Here is a 15,859-nt window from a genome sequence, read left to right on the forward strand (position 1 = left end):
TTATTCTTATTTTGTAATTCCAAGCTTTATTGCCTCGTCAGCTACAGCCTTGGCAACCACCTTAGCAACTCTCTCGTCAAATGCTCCAGGAATGATGTAATCCTCCTTGAGCTCATCATCTGTTACAATGGATGCGATAGCCTTGGCTGCTGCCATCTTCATCTCTTCAGTTATGCCTGTTGCCTTGGCGTCCAGGGCACCTCTGAATATTCCCGGGAATACTAGAACGTTATTAATCTGGTTTGGATAATCCGAACGGCCCGTCGCCATTACTCTTACTCCGCCCTTTGCCGCTTCCTCAGGCATGATCTCAGGTGTAGGGTTTGCCATGGCAAATACTATAGGATCTGCTGCCATAGATGCAACCATCTCTGCTGTCACGATATTTGGAGCTGAAACTCCGACAAATACATCCTTACCCTTCATTATCTCGGCAAGAGAACCTGTCTGTCTGTCCTTGTTTGTAATCTCTGCCATCTCTGCCTGTGCCGGATTCATCCAGTCCTGTCCAGGACACAGAGCACCCTGCCTGTCCACGAGAACCACATTGCCTATACCGAGCTGAAGCAGAAGCTTACATATTGATATACCTGCAGAACCTGCTCCGTTGATAACCACATTTGCCTCGTCAAACGGCTTGCCGACAAGCTTTAACGCATTGATGAGTCCTGCTGACACAACGATAGCTGTACCATGCTGATCGTCATGGAATACAGGAATGTCAAGTTCTTCCTTAAGTCTTTTCTCTATCTCGAAGCATCTTGGAGCTGATATATCCTCCAGATTGATTCCGCCAAATACAGGTGCAATGCGCTTTACTGTCTCAACGATCTCATCCACATCCTTTGTGTCAAGGCAGATAGGGAATGCGTCAACTCCGCCGAACTCCTTGAAGAGTATGGACTTTCCTTCCATTACAGGTATAGCTGCCTCAGGTCCTATATCTCCCAGGCCGAGAACCGCTGTTCCGTCTGATACCACGGCAACCATGTTGCCCTTGCATGTATATTTGTATACGTCAGCCTTATTGTCACGGATCTTTCTGCAAGGCTCTGCAACGCCCGGTGTGTAAGCCGTGCTCAGATCGTCTCTGTTCTTCACTGCCACCTTGGACACTACCTCTACCTTACCCTTGTGCTCCTCATGCATCTTAAGACTTAAACTATTGTAATCCATGTCTGTTCCTTTCTGCGCACCCGCGCATCCTGTATTTTATCTACTGTATATATAACAGCGCCTCTCCTATATAGCGCTGCTCCGGAATCCCTGTTTTCCCCGGCAACACCGCTTATTCCATAATAACCTTGACTCACATTTTAGTCAACGATATGTGCCAGCATATGTACTCTGTTGAATGGGAACGAGAAGTAATATCCATCTGCAAAATCCGAAGTGTACTCAAGTATATCTCTGGCAATCTGTATGCCGCACTCCTCGCCTTCCTGCCTTGTGGCATTTTCACTGTATCTCTCTATGATCTCGTCCGGGATCTCTATGCCTGACATCTCATTTTTCATGAACAAGGCATTTCTCCTGCTGACAAGCGGCATGATTCCCACAAGTATTGTCGCGCCGGTCTCAGCCTTCATGTCTCTGAGGATCTGCGCCTGCTCTCTGGAGAACACCGGCTGTGTCAGAAAGAATTCAGCCCCGGCTTCCATCTTTCTCTTTATTCTGTCTATCTCAAACTTTGTGTTAAGTCTGTTCTGGTTGATCGCTCCGCCGTAGGTGATCTTATCCCCGCTGAACACCTCTTCGTTCATAGACTGCAGCAGCTTCATCATTCCGACTGAATCAAAGTTGAACACGCTCCTGGTCGTCTGTCTGAACATGACCGGAACCGGATCACCTGTTATGACAAGAAAATCCTTTATGCCATTAAGCTGTGAACCGAGCACGCTTCCCCTTATGGCTATGGCATTCTTATCACGGCAGCACAGATGCGGCATGACCCTGAGTCCTGTCTCCTTATGCACTTTCTCCGCCATGAGTATGGAATCCGCTCTGGTTCTTCCCGATGGCGAATCAGGGAATGTCACCACATCCACATGTGACTGCTTAAGTATATGGGCTGCATCAAGCAGCTTCTGATCGTTGACATCCACCGGAGGTGCCAGCTCCACAGCAATCAGCTTGTGCTTGTGTCCGTCGGCATTTTTTGTGGCTGCCCCGCCACGCTCCAGACGTCCTTTGAGGAAATTGTCCTTTACAGCACTGTCAGCCTGTACCTTTTCAACATGAACCTTGGCAGCCTTTGCAATATCTCCGGTTTTCACCCGCTCCATGATCTGATGTATGTATTCAGGATTTGTTCCGCAGCATCCTCCTATGATATCTGCACCAAGCGCCGCTATGTCCTGGATCTTATCTATGAATCCCTCTTTGTTGTCATTGAACACCAGTCTGCTCTGTGTAAACTTCGGGTATCCCGCATTCGGCATGACTGATACAGGCTTTCCGCAGTCTATATCCAGCTTTTTCAGAAGCTGAAGCATATGGTACGGACCAACTCCGCAGTTGAATCCAACACAGTCCACGTCCTGATTTCCTGCCACCTGGGAGAGCAATGCCCTTGCCGAAAATCCACAGTTGCTGTACCCAAACTGGTTCACGCAGAACGACACCATGACCGGCGTGTTCTTTCTTGCCTTCAGGTGCTTCACCACAGGCTCGAGCACATTGAACTCAGGAAATGTCTCAAACCAGATGATATCCACTCCCATGTCCTGCATCGCCTCACCCAGCAGCTTGTACTGTGACACCCTTTCATTCAACGTGAGACCGGCATCCGCAGGTATCGGACCTATATCTCCAGCAACGGACACCTTTTTTCGATATGTTCCAGATTCATCGGCTTCTGTCACAACTGCATCACTCGTCCTGACACAATCTGCTGCTTCCACATCTTCTTCCGCAGCCTGCTTCGCAAGCTTTACCGCCGCACGCACATTTGAAATGACATAATCCGTGTCAGCATCAAGGCTCGCTGTATTTGCCGCAAATGTATTTGTCCTTATAAGCCCGGCTCCCGCCTTCACATACTCTTTATGGATCTCAAGTACCCGCTCCGGGTGACGCATGTTTGCAAGCTCAGGAGCGACAGTTCCCTGCTCTCCGTACATTCCCACATAACAGGTTCCAAATGCCCCGTCTGCAACAAGTAATTTATCCTTTAAACTCTCAAGTATATTCATCTAACATCTCCATCCTAATATTATTTTTCTACCTGTGTCTAAGTCCGATCCTTACATGTTAACTTCAGCCCTGTCCGCACTCTCATCTTTATTGCTTTACATCGGTGAACCATCCTACATAGAATAATATAATACATCTTCATAGTCAATTATTACTGGATTGAAATCATTAAATCTATCGGATTGGGATTGTAAAATCCATCGGATTGAGATTGCAAAATTAATCGGATTGAGATTGCAAAATCCCTTGCATTATATTATCATAATTTATAAATATATATAACTACTCAGGTCAATAATATTAGTGACATATAAGAACGGAGAGCATATAGCATATGAAAAGAAAAGATTACAAGCCAAGACTTTTAGACAATATATTAGATAATTACTTAGAAGCATTTGGCGCAGTATGCGTAGAAGGTCCTAAATGGTGCGGGAAAACATGGACATCGTCATACCATTGCAAAAGCGAGATAATGATTGGCAATCCAGATGGGAATTTTCAAAACAGACAATTGGCACAGCTAAGTCCATCATTGGTTTTGGATGGTGAAACGCCAAGATTGATCGATGAATGGCAGGAAGTTCCACAACTATGGGATGCTGTCCGATTTAAGGTTGATCAAAACGGCACTAAAGGACAATTTATATTGACAGGATCTGCAACACCAAATCACAAAGGAATATTGCATAGTGGTGCTGGAAGGATTGCAAAATTAAGAATGCATCCAATGTCATTATTTGAAAGTGGCAATTCCAGCGGAAGCGTCTCGCTTAAAGATATATGCAACGGCAAGATAGAACCTCAAATATTAGGAGAAGTTAATCTGTCAAGGCTTATTGATTTTATTATAAGAGGCGGCTGGCCTGCCAATCAGGATGCGCCATTAAAACAGGCAGCATATCTTCCTAAGCAATATATCCAGGCTGTATTGGATGATGATGTATATCGAATAGATGAAATAAAAAGAGATAAACACAAAATGGAATTACTTCTCCGCTCACTTGCAAGAAATGAGGCTACAACTGTAACAAACAACAAACTTAAAAATGATATTAAAGAAATCGACAACGAAGATATTGATGTAGAAACCGTTGCCGCCTATCTGGATGTTTTTCACAGACTCTTCCTAACGGATAATCAAAAGCCTTTTGAAGCGAAGCTTCGATCACCCATCCGCATCAAACAGGCCGAAAAGAGACATTTGTCAGACCCATCCTTAGCAGCTGCCTTGCTAAATGCAACCCCTGAAATGCTATTGAATGATTTGAATACACTAGGATTCTTATTCGAAGCATTATGTGAAAGAGATTTAAAAATATATGCAGAATCCTTCGATGCAGAATTATATCATTATCAGGATTATAATAACAACGAGATGGATGCAGTTATAGCACTGCCCAACGGAAAATGGTGTGGATTTGAAATAAAACTGGGTGCAAACCAAATAGATGCTGCTGCCGAAAATCTTATAAAAATAAAAAAAGCAATTGAATCCAATGGCGGAATGGGTCCGGATTCATTATGTGTTATATGTGGATTATCTAACGCAGCATATCAAAGGTCTGATGGTGTATTTGTTGTTCCCATTACAGCATTGAGAAATTAGTTCTTGAACAGATTAAAAACAGGCTCGCCTTGACAATAATCAAAGCAGAGCCTGTTTATCTCACTGAAGGAGCGTGTACTGCTCCAGATTCCACACATCTGTCACAAGACCATCATAAAATTCAGGCTCATGACATACCAGAAGTATAGACCCCTTATACTCGGAAAGAGCACGCTTCAATTCATCCTTGGCATCAACGTCAAGATGGTTTGTCGGCTCGTCAAGCAGAAGCACATTTGTATCAGTGTTGATTAGCTTGCAAAGTCTCACCTTCGCCTGCTCGCCACCCGAGAGGACCTTCACCTTGCTCTCGATATGCTTGGTGGTAAGTCCGCATTTGGCCAGGGCTGCACGCACCTCATACTGGGTATATCCCGGGAATTCCTCCCAGATTTCCTGCAGGCATGTATTCTCACTTGGCTTGACCTCCTGCTCAAAGTATCCAATGTGCAGATAGTCACCAAGCTGTGCCTTACCGGATATAGCCGGGATAAGTCCAAGCACGCTCTTCAGGAATGTCGTCTTTCCTATACCATTCGTTCCTGTGATGGCTATCTTGTCACCGCGCTCCATACGGAGATTCATCGGTTTGGAAAGTGGCTTGTCCTTGCTGTAACCTATCACCAGATCATCGGTCTCGAATATGACCTTACCAGAGGTCCTCGCTTCCTTGAAGTTGAACTCAGGCTTCGGTTTCTCACGCTCAAGCTGAATGACATCCATCTTGTCAAGTTTCTTCTGTCTGGACATAGCCATATTTCTTGTGGCAACCCGGGCTTTATTTCTCGCCACAAAATCCTTCAGCTCAGATATCTCCTGCTGCTGCTTTCTGTACGCAGCCTCAAGCTGGGATTTCTTCACCGCATACACCTCCTGGAACTTGTCATAATCGCCAACATATCTGTTGAGCTGACAATTCTCCATATGGTATATGATATTTACAACTGAATTCAGGAACGGAATGTCATGGGATATAAGAATAAACGCATTCTCGTATTCCTGAAGGTATCTCTTGAGCCACTCTATATGGTGTGCATCAAGATAATTCGTAGGCTCGTCGAGCAGAAGTATCTCCGGCTTTTCAAGCAGAAGCTTCGCCAGCAGAACCTTGGTTCTCTGTCCGCCCGACAGCTCAGTTACATCCTTGTCCAGTCCAAGCTGCAACAGGTCAAATGCTCTGGCAACCTCCTCAACCTTCGAATCTATTATATAGAAGTCATGGCTGTCCAGAAGATCCTGAAGAAGTCCCATCTCCTCAAGAAGATTGTTCATCTCATCCTCGTCAGTGACCTCCGCCAGCTTGTCACATATCTCATTTATCCTCTTCTCCATATCGAAAAGTCTGGAGAACGCATCCCTCAGCACTCCGCCTATGGTCATGCCCGGCTCAAGGACCGTGTGCTGATCCAGATATCCGACTTTCACATTCTTCGCCCAGGTCACTGTACCCTCATCCGGCATGAGACTGCCCGTCACTATATTCATGAAGGTTGATTTACCTTCACCATTTGCGCCGACAAGCCCTATGTGCTCGCCTGCCAGAAGTCTGAATGACACATTTTCAAATATTGCCCTGTCACCAAATCCATGGCTAAGGTTGCTTACATCTAATATCATAATCTCTCCTTTTTACTAATCCACCGGCTTTAAATACATTACAGACAGAGCCGGAAGATCAAAGCCGAAGTCACCGCATACGCCCTTGATACTCTTTACGGTGTCTTTAGTGTTTCCACCGTATTTATTCCAGTCCGTGTTCATGAGGACTTTCATGGAATTGCCCTCGCCGTATCTGAAGTGATAATCCCTGTATGTATTTCCTGATAAGTTCATGACTACTACTATCTTATTTTCCTCAATAACTCTCTGGAATATATATACAACATCCTGCTCTTTGCCACAGAGTATCCAGTCAAACCCGTGAGGATCATCATCCCACCCTGACAGCGCAGGCTCTTTCAGATAGAGCTTATTCAAATCTTTTATAAATCTGTTAAATGAATCGTGGTTCGGGTATTTCAGTATATCCCAGTCCTGCTCACGCTTCTCGTCCCACTCTCTTAGCTGGGCTATCTCGTTACCCATGAAGTTAAGCTTCTTGCCCGGATGCGCATACATGTAGGCGTAGAGCGCCTTTGCATTTGGGAATTTCTCTTCATATGATCCCGCCATCTTCTGGGCTATGGTTGCCTTGCCATGCACAACCTCGTCATGCGAGAGTGGCAGTATGTATCTCTCATTATAAAAATACATCATGGAGAATGTCAGCTTGTGATACTGGTCGCCTCTACAAAACGGCAGAGTCCTGAAGAAATTCAATGTGTCATTCATCCAACCCATATCCCATTTGTAGTCAAATCCCAGTCCGCCGTATCCGACTTCCTTGGTGGTTCCCTTGTAGTCCGTGGAATCCTCGGCGCAGAGAATACATGACGGGTGTCTGTCCTTAAGTCCCTGGTTAAGCCCCTTTATAAACTCGACCGCCCTGTCATTTACACCTCTAGACTCGTCGCCCATCCAGTAGATTATCCTGCTGATGGCATCCATTCTTAGGCCATCAAAATGATACTCTGTGAGCCAGTAATTCGCCGCACTCTTGAGAAATGTCTGAACTTCTCCCTTGGAATGGATGAAATTCTTACTACCCCACTCGCTGTAGCCCACATCATCGGTCGGATGCTCATACAGATTGGTTCCGTCATACTTTGCAAGTCCATATCCATCCAGTGCAAAATGCACAGGCACATAGTCCATGATGGCACCTATGCCGTTCTTGTGAAGCGTGTCGATGAGGAACTTCAAGTCATCCGCCGTTCCGTATCTAGCCGTCGGACTGAAGAATCCGGTATTCTGGTAGCCCCATGACTCATCACATGGATGCTCCGAAAGCGGCATAAACTCCACATAATTGTAGCCCTGCTCTTTCAGATATTCCACAAGCATCGGTGCTATCTCTCTGTATGTATACCAGCCCTCAGCAACTCGGTCAGTCTCAATGACTTCTTCCGGTGTCAGCTGTTTTCCATTCTCATCATACACCGGCTTGCAGTGCCATGAGCCCATGTGCATCTCATACACATTGAGCGGACCACCCTTGCACTCATTCCGTGTCCTCATCCATCTTGCATCGCCAAATGTATACTCATCCATATCTCTTATTATAGATGCAAATGCCGGTCTCAGCTCCATGCCGAATCCATACGGATCACAGTGATCCACACAATATCCATCTCTCTGGTATATCTTATATTTATACATCTGTCCAGCCTTTGCCCCCGGCACAAAACACTTGAAAAAGCTGCCGTCGTAGCACCTCTTCATGGTGGTCTCTCCCCAGGAATTGAACTCACCTGTGACCGTCACCGACTCCGCATTCGGCGCATATGTCACAAAATCCACGCCTGTCACGGTCTTCCTCCTGCTCTTGCCCACATTCTCCTTCACAACGTGTGCGCCGAGCTCATTATAAGCATCAAAGCACCTTCCTGAATAAAACTCATACAAATCCATAACTTTTCCTCCATACAAGGTTAATATTCAAGTCTCATCACCCAAGCCCTCGCAGTCATTTCTTGACTGTAGTAAATTACCTTCAGTATACCGTTGCACATCCGCTATATGAATATTCGTTTTTTGATAAAAGTAAAATAATTTACTCCAGACAATTATTGACAATTAGATTTAATATGTATATACGTTTTTTTGACTATATCTTTCTTTTGTTGTATTCTATATTATAATGCATAGAGCATCATCAGGGCGCTTACAGCCATTTATAATCATTACCCGCGTACAGCTTTTGTATGATCAGAAAGGAGCTTTTATGGACAGAAGGATTCAGCGTACACGCAACAGCTTATTCAGCGCATTTATCGAACTGCGTGCCACCAAACCTGTGGAGAAGATCACAGTGAAGGAACTCACAGAAAAGGCCAATATCAGCAAGCAGACTTTCTATCTGCATTTTCAGGATATATATGATCTGTCGGAATACCTCGAAAATGATGCTCTTCTGTCCCTCATCGGTGACATTCCAAATCCAGAATATATGCTTACCAATCCTGCAGAAGCAAGCAGGCAGTTATGCAACGCATTTATCAACCAGGGACATTTGTTCTCCATACTCTTTCCTGATGACAATAGAAGCTACGGAGTCCTGACCAACAAGCTCGACGCCCTCATCAAGGAAAAGATATATGACGTCCGTCCCGAGTTCAGAGATGACCTTGCCAAGAATGTTGAGGTGTCAATGTTCGTACAAGGCTGTGCTTATACTTTCCTGAAATACAAAGATCAGGATGCCGCTATGGTCATAGATACCCTTGCTGGAATCATAGACAGGGCAACCAGAGCGTAAATAAATGGCATGTGAGCTTTTCAGACGACAAGCTCGCATGCCACATATTCATAATTCACTTTCTCTCTCCTGTTTATCTTAAGCTGATATCCTTTATCTATACCACCAGGATGACCTGTATCAGCATTTTCATCGGAATGTACCTCCAGCACAGCATATACAGTTTCGCCTCTGCCAGCAAGCGTCTCATATGGATACTCTGCAAGCAGCCTTCCTTTTCGCACCTTCTCGCCATCACCACATGTAAGTCTTATATCTACATAGCTCTGTGTCCTCTGCCATCCGGTGTCGATCTCTGATATCAGATATATCCTGACTACGTATCCTTCCTCAGATGTACACTCTATCTGACCTTCTCCGGCTTTACTATATCCAGCCTTGCAGTCAAACGGCGCTCTGATCTCTCCCCGTGTGGCTCGAATCGCACACAAGCCAACACTCCCGTCTCCCAGGTTCTGTAGGCAATGTATATCAGATACGCGCACAACATCACCTTCAACAGGCACATACACCTTCTTAAGCACTCTTTCATAATCGATCTCAGCCTCCTGTTCAATATTATCTTTCCTGTGTCCATCTATATATCTTCCAAGTTCTCGGCATATTCTTTCCACCTGATCCTCATAGAATACCTGCACCTGCCTGCCCTTTGCCAGTATTCCCAGAGCTCCTGTGGCTTTCAGTCTTCTCCTGTCCACCAGCGCCCCGTTGTTCACCGTAACTCTAAGTCTTGTATCACTGCTCCTCAGACTGTAAATATTTGCTGTTCCTCCCAAAGCTCCAGCAATGGCAATGGCTACAGCATCACCATCGATGTAGTTGTCCTCCGATGAATACTCCCTGTCCCCCCGCTCATCCTGACTATCTTCCAGACTGCCTGAAGCATTTCCCCTGACGTATTTTCTTATCCATACGGTCAGACATACCGCAGCCGCCAAACAGACAATCACCAGCACCATTGCCACCATAAACTCATTTTCAATATTATTGATCCCAGCCAAAGCAAAAAGGACATCCATATCCGCATTCAAATTTCTCATAAGAATTCCTCCTGCAAATATAATGTCCTTCTCTTAATTTTAATATTCATTTATAACTTCCGCAAACCTGTTCACATCCGCCTCTGGCAGCCTGTATATCTTCTCTATCTTGTTCTTAGTCATCTCCAGAATCTGCCTGTCAAACTGTGCACCTTTTATGTACTCAATCGTCTTGTCCGGGAACACGAAATAGCTCTCCGCCAGGCCAAAGGCTACACCGTCCTTTGCATAGTAGCCGCCATCCTGCATATGTTCAAATGCATAAAGGCATTTGTCGATATACTTGTCATTCACAAAGTAGCACTTCAGCATGATAGCCACGAACCTGAGTCTGAAGTCATCGGACATATCCTGCCAGGTTCCTACTGCGATGCCTCCCTGTCCCTCTGGAATCTCTGCCTCCTCCTTCTTTCTCCACGCAGGATTCAGCTCGGAATCTCCCATATACTTCATGATGAATTCCCACACTATCTCCGGGTACATGGATGCCGCCACAAATGTACTGCAGAACGAGTCACACACCCACCAGTTGTCTATCTTGGGAACAAATTCATCGGCATATGCAAGTATCTCCTCCAGCTTGCCCTGTGCGAATCCAAGGACAAGCCCCTGAATGACCACATCCTCCAGCGTATCATCCGGCGCATGCTTCAGATACTCCTTCCAGTTTATGTCGGCTATCTGTCTGGCTATCTCCTTCAGGTCATCCAGCCTCACACCTATTATATTGCCACAGCCCGGAAGGTTCATGGCCAGATATTTGCCAAATTCCGGATCCATGTGCTCATACAGTTCAGACCTAACCAGTCTGTTCACATCCTCAAAAGAACTGCTCTCCATCTTCCTGATCTATCCTTTCTTCTTACAGCTAAATTTCTGCTCAATAGCTAATCTTATTCTTTTTATACTGTATTTACAGGCTTTCCATTAAGAAACGCCTCTATATTGCCACCCGCTATATTGAGAAGTCTCTCCCTGACCTCCTTCGGTGCCCAGGCGATATGGGGTGTTATGATCACATTCTTTGCCGTGAGAAGCGGATTGTCCGCCGCCATAGGCTCCTGTGCTATGACATCCACCGCGGCTCCAGCTATACGTTCCTCGTTCAGGGCATCTGCCAGATCCTTCTCCACTATGCAGCCGCCTCTGGCAGTGTTTATGATGAATGTAGTCTTCTTCATCCGGCCTATCGCACTCCTGTCTATCATTCCCTCCGTCTCAGGGAACAAAGGACAGTGTATGCTTATCACATCCGACTGTGCGAACAATTCATCCCTCTCAGCCCAGCTTATCCAATCGCCATCCGGCAGGGCTTTCCTCGTCCGGCTGTTCACCAGCACCCTCATGCCAAATGCATGTGCGATCTCAGCCACCTTCATACCTATACTGCCATAGCCTATGATACCCATAGTCTTGCCCGCAAGCTCCATGGTCGGCATCACACTGTAGGAGAAATCCTTACTTCTCACCCAGCCACCGTCCTTCACTGACGCATCATGCGCCCCGACCCTGTTTGCCAGTTCCAGAAGCAGTGCAAATGTAAACTGCGCCACAGCATCCGTACTGTATGCCGGAACATTTGTAACCACTATGCCGTGCTCATGTGCCGCCTCCACATCGACCACATTGTAGCCGGTGGCAAGCACACCTATATATCTGAGGTTCGGACAGGCCTCGATCACAGCCCTGTCTATCACCGTCTTGTTCGTTGTTATGATCTGCGCATCGCCTATCCTTGAGACCACCTCTGACCTGTCGGTTCTGTCATACACCGTCAGCTCGCCATACTTGCCAATACTGTCCCAGCTAATATCGCCGGAATTCGCTGCACATCCATCCAGAACAACTATCTTCATGTCCATCACCCTGCCTTATCGTATATTGTTGTTCTATATTTTACATCAACTGTCTGATCTTTCAAAAAAAATTATAATATTTTATTGAACTATACCATATTTTACACCATATACTTCACGGTAATTTTAACATTTAACGCAAAAATGCACAAATATTTCTGTACGGATTGAATAATTTTATTGAAAAATACTGTCAAACACATTAAAATATAAGTAACGTGCATTGGTAACATATCAAAACGAATGGGAGGTTTGAAATGGACAAAGACACATTAACAAAAAAAGTATTGGAGGTTTTTTCTGATATTCTTCCAGACATAGATGCGGGCAAGCTGGACATGACTGCAGAACTCACCACCGAATATGGCGTGAATTCCGTTTCCATCATTCAGTTCATCGTCGGACTTGAGCAGGCTTTTAACATTGAATTTGATGATTCTGAGCTTGCACTTGGCCTCTACTATGACATGAACGATGTAGTCAAGGCTGTAGCAGCCAAGGTCAGCTAACATCACGTAATCTTAATATGAAATGGAGGTAATAAGCACATGAGCAAAAAGATTTTGCCAATAAGCTATCCAATGATAACATCCTGGCAGTGGCATGCCACACTTTTCTCGATCATAGGGGACGACGAGAAAGCCAAGAATTGGATATTCAGCAATTATATACAGTTAAGATGTTACAACATCGAAGAGATCTTCACAGGAGATGAGATGCTTCTTGCAGATATGATGCCGGGAAGCAGTTCACTTAAGGAATGCCCTTATCTTCTCTTCTCTCTCATGACAAAGGAGCAGGTAGAGAGCTACTGCGGAGATATTCTCACTTTCATCAAGAAGACCATCAATCTGGGCGGATATGTATACGGAGTATTTGACGAGGCTAAGATCCTCTGCGATTCCGGTGCCGACTACAAATTCCCACATGAGCTCTTCATCTACGGATATGACGACGAGGAGCAGCAGTTCTATGTTGGAGATTTCACATTTGGCGAGCATTATTCCTACTCAAAAGTATCATACTCAGATGTGAGAAACGGCTACGACACCATCACAGCCCAGGAGGATCATATTTTCAAGGACGACTACAAGGGACGCCGTGGAATATACGTGATCCAGAAGAATCTGGCTGATACATACTACGAACTCGACACACAGTATATCAAGGATACCCTCATCGAGTACCTTGAGTCAAAGGATACCAAGAATCACTTCCGTATGATGAGGAATCGTTTTAAGGACACAGTATTTGGGGTTGATGTCTACGATGCGGTTCTGAAGCAGATCGGCAAGCAGCTTTCAGCAGAGGACCCAGACTTTGATATACGTGCTCTTCACATCCTGTATGACCACAAGGTTCTCATGATGGAGAGACTCAAGTACATGATGGATCACAGATATATTGAATTCAACGGTGATATCCTGAATGATTATATGGAGGTTGAGAACACCATGCTCACCGCCAGAAACCTTCTCATCAAGACCTCCATCACAGGCAAGGTTGACTGTATGGACAGATTTGAGAAGTACCTTATGGGTGCAAAAGAAAAAGAGATCGCAGTTCTGGGCAAAGTTGTTGAGCTTCTGTAATCTCATATCATTCTTTTCATGTTTTCCCTTTGCGGGGCAGTCCTATGGCTGCTCCGCATTTTTTTGCGATTTTACATTATTTTATAAATAATTTCTTCCAAATTATCATTTACTTCTATATACTGTTTAATAAATGATTTTTACGGCAGTTCAGGAATACCTGGCATTGTCACATTGGAGGTTTTTATGAATGTATGTGTATACGGCGCGTCAAGCAACGACATTGACAGATCTTATATAGAAGAAACAGAATATTTAGGAAGGGAAATCGCCAAAAGAGGCCACACTCTTGTGTACGGCGCTGGAGCAAATGGGCTCATGGGCGCAGTGGCAAGGGGTGTATACGAAGAAAATGGCACCATAATAGGCGTCACTCCTTCATTCTTTAATGTTGATGGAATACTGTTTGAGAATGTCTCCGAGCTGATAACCACTGAGACCATGAGAGAGCGCAAACAGATCATGGAAGATAAGGCAGACGCTTTCATCATAACGCCCGGCGGAATTGGCACTCTCGAGGAATTCTTTGAGATCCTCACGCTCAAGCAGCTCGGACGTCACGGCAAAGCAATCGTAATTTTCAATCAGAACGGATTCTACGATCATCTTCTGTCCATGCTCAAAGAGACGTCGGACAAAGGCTTTATGACGCCTGCGACCAACGAGATATATACCGTCATGGATAATTCAGATGAGATCCTTGACTATCTTGAAAGCTACAAGACAGACATAGGTCGTGTATTCAAGTTCTGATAAGCTTCTTCACAGCTTCAATAGCCACACGTATGGCTTTATCGGTGTCGTGTACCTCAGGATTCGGGAGACCGGCTGCAGCCCTCTCCTGATTCGCCACCACAAGGAAGCACGCACCGACCCTAACCCGCAGGAACGCTCCAACTATGAACAATGCAGCAGATTCCATCTCAGAGGCCTTGCAGCCCATCTTCTTCCACGCTTCCCATTTGTTCATAAGCTCATATCCAACCGGCATGATTCCCGGCGAGTGCTGTCCATAAAATGAGTCCTTGCTCTGAACCACACCTGTGTGTACCGTCACTCCAAGTGCTCCTGCTGACTCTCTGAGCGCATTCACCACATCTATATCCGCAACCGCAGGGTACTCTATAGGCGCATACTCTCTTGACGTGCCCTCCATCCTGACAGCTCCCGTGGCGATCACCACGTCTCCGCCTACGATCTCAGTCTGCATACCGCCACAGGTTCCAACCCTGATAAAAGTGTGGGCACCGGCGTGCACCAGCTCCTGCATGGCTATGGCCGCCGACGGGCCGCCTATACCTGTGGACGTGACACTGACCTTCTCTCCATCCAGATAGCCTGTATACGTGACAAATTCCCTGCTGTCCGCCACCAGCTCCGCATCTTCGAGATATGCTGCTATCGCCTTACATCTCTTCGGATCCCCCGGCATGATAACATACCGGCCTATCATATCCTCATTTACCTTTATATGGTATTCCAACCCCTGATCCGCTTCGTATATCATAATCATCCCTCCTGACACTTGTCTCACAGCATAGGAAAAGCAGGCTTGCAGAAAATCTGCAGCCTGCTTTTCTAAGCTTTCTTATGTATCCTATAGAATTAGCACTTAAACTCATCAAGCTTTTCCTGAAGCTCTGGTGCAACTTCTCCATGAAATTTCACTGTAAGTGGCTTTTCAAGATTTAAACTGAACACACCTAAGATTGACTTTCCATCTACGACGTACTGAGCTGATGAAACGTCAACATCATTTGGAAACTGATTCAGGTATGCAACAAACTTCTTGATGTCATCCATAGTGTTAACTTTAGCTTTCATCTCTGTAATCTGCATTGGCTGCGCCCCCTAATATCTCTTAATATTTATAAGGACATTCTAACACTCCATCAACGAATGTGTCAATGCATACAGACCACGAATTAGCTATGGAAATTATTGTAATAAATACTCCTTATGCAGCCAACATAAATGGCTGTAATGTATTTATAAACGACTCTGTCGCTCCGTTATAGAACCTTACTGTGAGTTCCTGATCAAGTCCAAGACTGAAAACTCCCAGTATTGATTTGCCATCTACAAGATAATTCCTGTTGGTTGAATATACATCAACGTCTCCATCATATTTTCTCATTGTCTCTACAAACTGTCTTACCTGCTCTACCGAATTGAGCTTAACCTTGATATCTGTTGATTCCATGATAATT

The 15,859-nt window shown here is 45.2% G+C and carries 15 protein-coding genes; 5 read left to right on the forward strand and 10 right to left on the reverse strand.

All coding sequences use genetic code 11. From position 1 onward, the window contains the following. Positions 1 to 6 precede the first annotated feature (6 nt). Together DXB91_RS05140 and DXB91_RS05145 are read right to left on the reverse strand one after the other, a co-directional pair. Entirely contained in the window at positions 7 to 1,176 is a 1,170-nt protein-coding gene (locus DXB91_RS05140) for an NAD(P)-dependent malic enzyme (RefSeq protein ID WP_022215972.1), read from the reverse strand. Between the two features lie 140 nt (positions 1,177 to 1,316). After that, positions 1,317 to 3,194 (reverse strand): bifunctional homocysteine S-methyltransferase/methylenetetrahydrofolate reductase, encoded by a 1,878-nt coding sequence (locus DXB91_RS05145; RefSeq protein ID WP_118016981.1) that lies wholly within the window; start codon positions 3,192 to 3,194, stop codon positions 1,317 to 1,319. Positions 3,195 to 3,529: 335 nt separating this feature from the next. On the opposite strand from DXB91_RS05145, the gene DXB91_RS05150 reads away from it, so the two are divergent. Then, positions 3,530 to 4,804 carry an ATP-binding protein gene (locus tag DXB91_RS05150; RefSeq protein WP_118016982.1) on the forward strand — a complete coding sequence of 425 codons (1,275 nt, stop codon included), beginning with the start codon at positions 3,530 to 3,532 and terminating at the stop codon, positions 4,802 to 4,804. Between the two features lie 60 nt (positions 4,805 to 4,864). Here the strand turns inward: DXB91_RS05150 and DXB91_RS05155 are convergent, their stop codons facing one another. Together DXB91_RS05155 and glgB are read right to left on the reverse strand one after the other, a co-directional pair. Continuing rightward, a complete protein-coding gene (locus tag DXB91_RS05155) occupies positions 4,865 to 6,424 on the reverse strand; it encodes an ABC-F family ATP-binding cassette domain-containing protein (protein WP_118016983.1) in 1,560 nt (519 codons plus the stop codon). Positions 6,425 to 6,436: 12 nt separating this feature from the next. Further along, positions 6,437 to 8,314, reverse strand: coding sequence for a 1,4-alpha-glucan branching protein GlgB (gene glgB, locus DXB91_RS05160; RefSeq protein WP_118016984.1), 1,878 nt, complete (start codon positions 8,312 to 8,314; stop codon positions 6,437 to 6,439). A 313-nt stretch (positions 8,315 to 8,627) separates the two neighbouring features. Between glgB and DXB91_RS05165 the strand changes: the two genes are divergently transcribed. Next, on the forward strand, positions 8,628 to 9,161 hold the full coding sequence (locus tag DXB91_RS05165; RefSeq protein ID WP_022215975.1) for a TetR/AcrR family transcriptional regulator: 534 nt from the start codon (positions 8,628 to 8,630) through the stop codon (positions 9,159 to 9,161). Positions 9,162 to 9,181: 20 nt separating this feature from the next. On the opposite strand, the gene DXB91_RS05170 is transcribed toward DXB91_RS05165, so the two are convergent. From DXB91_RS05170 to DXB91_RS05180, 3 genes are all read right to left on the reverse strand, one after another. Continuing rightward, the gene (locus tag DXB91_RS05170; protein ID WP_118016985.1) at positions 9,182 to 10,201 is read right to left on the reverse strand and encodes a PTS transporter subunit EIIB; all 1,020 of its coding nucleotides are present in this window, start codon (positions 10,199 to 10,201) and stop codon (positions 9,182 to 9,184) included. A 39-nt stretch (positions 10,202 to 10,240) separates the two neighbouring features. Continuing rightward, complete coding sequence (locus DXB91_RS05175) at positions 10,241 to 11,041, reverse strand: DNA alkylation repair protein (protein WP_015534538.1); 801 nt, start codon at positions 11,039 to 11,041, stop codon at positions 10,241 to 10,243. Positions 11,042 to 11,103: 62 nt separating this feature from the next. Next, a complete protein-coding gene (locus tag DXB91_RS05180) occupies positions 11,104 to 12,057 on the reverse strand; it encodes a D-2-hydroxyacid dehydrogenase (protein ID WP_118016986.1) in 954 nt (317 codons plus the stop codon). A 257-nt stretch (positions 12,058 to 12,314) separates the two neighbouring features. On the opposite strand from DXB91_RS05180, the gene DXB91_RS05185 reads away from it, so the two are divergent. The 3 genes from DXB91_RS05185 (at position 12,315) to DXB91_RS05195 (ending at position 14,402) form a co-directional block, all read left to right on the forward strand. Further along, positions 12,315 to 12,566, forward strand: coding sequence for an acyl carrier protein (locus DXB91_RS05185; protein WP_015534536.1), 252 nt, complete (start codon positions 12,315 to 12,317; stop codon positions 12,564 to 12,566). Positions 12,567 to 12,605: 39 nt separating this feature from the next. Further along, complete coding sequence (locus DXB91_RS05190; protein WP_117550065.1) at positions 12,606 to 13,649, forward strand: hypothetical protein; 1,044 nt, start codon at positions 12,606 to 12,608, stop codon at positions 13,647 to 13,649. Between the two features lie 186 nt (positions 13,650 to 13,835). Further along, the gene (locus DXB91_RS05195; protein ID WP_118016987.1) at positions 13,836 to 14,402 is read left to right on the forward strand and encodes a TIGR00730 family Rossman fold protein; all 567 of its coding nucleotides are present in this window, start codon (positions 13,836 to 13,838) and stop codon (positions 14,400 to 14,402) included. On the opposite strand, the gene udp is transcribed toward DXB91_RS05195, so the two are convergent. The 3 genes from udp to DXB91_RS05210 form a co-directional block, all read right to left on the reverse strand. Beyond that, complete coding sequence (udp, locus tag DXB91_RS05200) at positions 14,392 to 15,159, reverse strand: uridine phosphorylase (protein ID WP_442872007.1); 768 nt, start codon at positions 15,157 to 15,159, stop codon at positions 14,392 to 14,394. The genes DXB91_RS05195 and udp overlap by 11 nt on opposite strands. 95 nt (positions 15,160 to 15,254) lie before the next feature. Further along, entirely contained in the window at positions 15,255 to 15,488 is a 234-nt protein-coding gene (locus DXB91_RS05205; protein WP_117550059.1) for an HPr family phosphocarrier protein, read from the reverse strand. A 118-nt stretch (positions 15,489 to 15,606) separates the two neighbouring features. After that, the gene (locus DXB91_RS05210) at positions 15,607 to 15,852 is read right to left on the reverse strand and encodes an HPr family phosphocarrier protein (RefSeq protein ID WP_243003523.1); all 246 of its coding nucleotides are present in this window, start codon (positions 15,850 to 15,852) and stop codon (positions 15,607 to 15,609) included. Between the last annotated feature and the right edge of the window lie 7 nt (positions 15,853 to 15,859).

Source organism: Coprococcus sp. OM06-34AC (genome assembly GCF_003462545.1).
GTDB lineage: Bacteria > Bacillota > Clostridia > Lachnospirales > Lachnospiraceae > Coprococcus > Coprococcus aceti.

Coding starts and splice junctions, on each gene's coding strand:
- DXB91_RS05140 (WP_022215972.1), bottom strand. CDS start 1,176: ATGGATTACAATAGTTTAAGTCTTAAGATGCATGAGGAGCACAAGGGT.
- DXB91_RS05145 (WP_118016981.1), bottom strand. CDS start 3,194: ATGAATATACTTGAGAGTTTAAAGGATAAATTACTTGTTGCAGACGGG.
- DXB91_RS05150 (WP_118016982.1), top strand. CDS start 3,530: ATGAAAAGAAAAGATTACAAGCCAAGACTTTTAGACAATATATTAGAT.
- glgB (WP_118016984.1), bottom strand. CDS start 8,314: ATGGATTTGTATGAGTTTTATTCAGGAAGGTGCTTTGATGCTTATAAT.
- DXB91_RS05165 (WP_022215975.1), top strand. CDS start 8,628: ATGGACAGAAGGATTCAGCGTACACGCAACAGCTTATTCAGCGCATTT.
- DXB91_RS05170 (WP_118016985.1), bottom strand. CDS start 10,201: ATGAGAAATTTGAATGCGGATATGGATGTCCTTTTTGCTTTGGCTGGG.
- DXB91_RS05175 (WP_015534538.1), bottom strand. CDS start 11,041: ATGGAGAGCAGTTCTTTTGAGGATGTGAACAGACTGGTTAGGTCTGAA.
- DXB91_RS05180 (WP_118016986.1), bottom strand. CDS start 12,057: ATGAAGATAGTTGTTCTGGATGGATGTGCAGCGAATTCCGGCGATATT.
- DXB91_RS05185 (WP_015534536.1), top strand. CDS start 12,315: ATGGACAAAGACACATTAACAAAAAAAGTATTGGAGGTTTTTTCTGAT.
- DXB91_RS05190 (WP_117550065.1), top strand. CDS start 12,606: ATGAGCAAAAAGATTTTGCCAATAAGCTATCCAATGATAACATCCTGG.
- DXB91_RS05195 (WP_118016987.1), top strand. CDS start 13,836: ATGAATGTATGTGTATACGGCGCGTCAAGCAACGACATTGACAGATCT.
- DXB91_RS05205 (WP_117550059.1), bottom strand. CDS start 15,488: ATGCAGATTACAGAGATGAAAGCTAAAGTTAACACTATGGATGACATC.
- DXB91_RS05210 (WP_243003523.1), bottom strand. CDS start 15,852: ATGGAATCAACAGATATCAAGGTTAAGCTCAATTCGGTAGAGCAGGTA.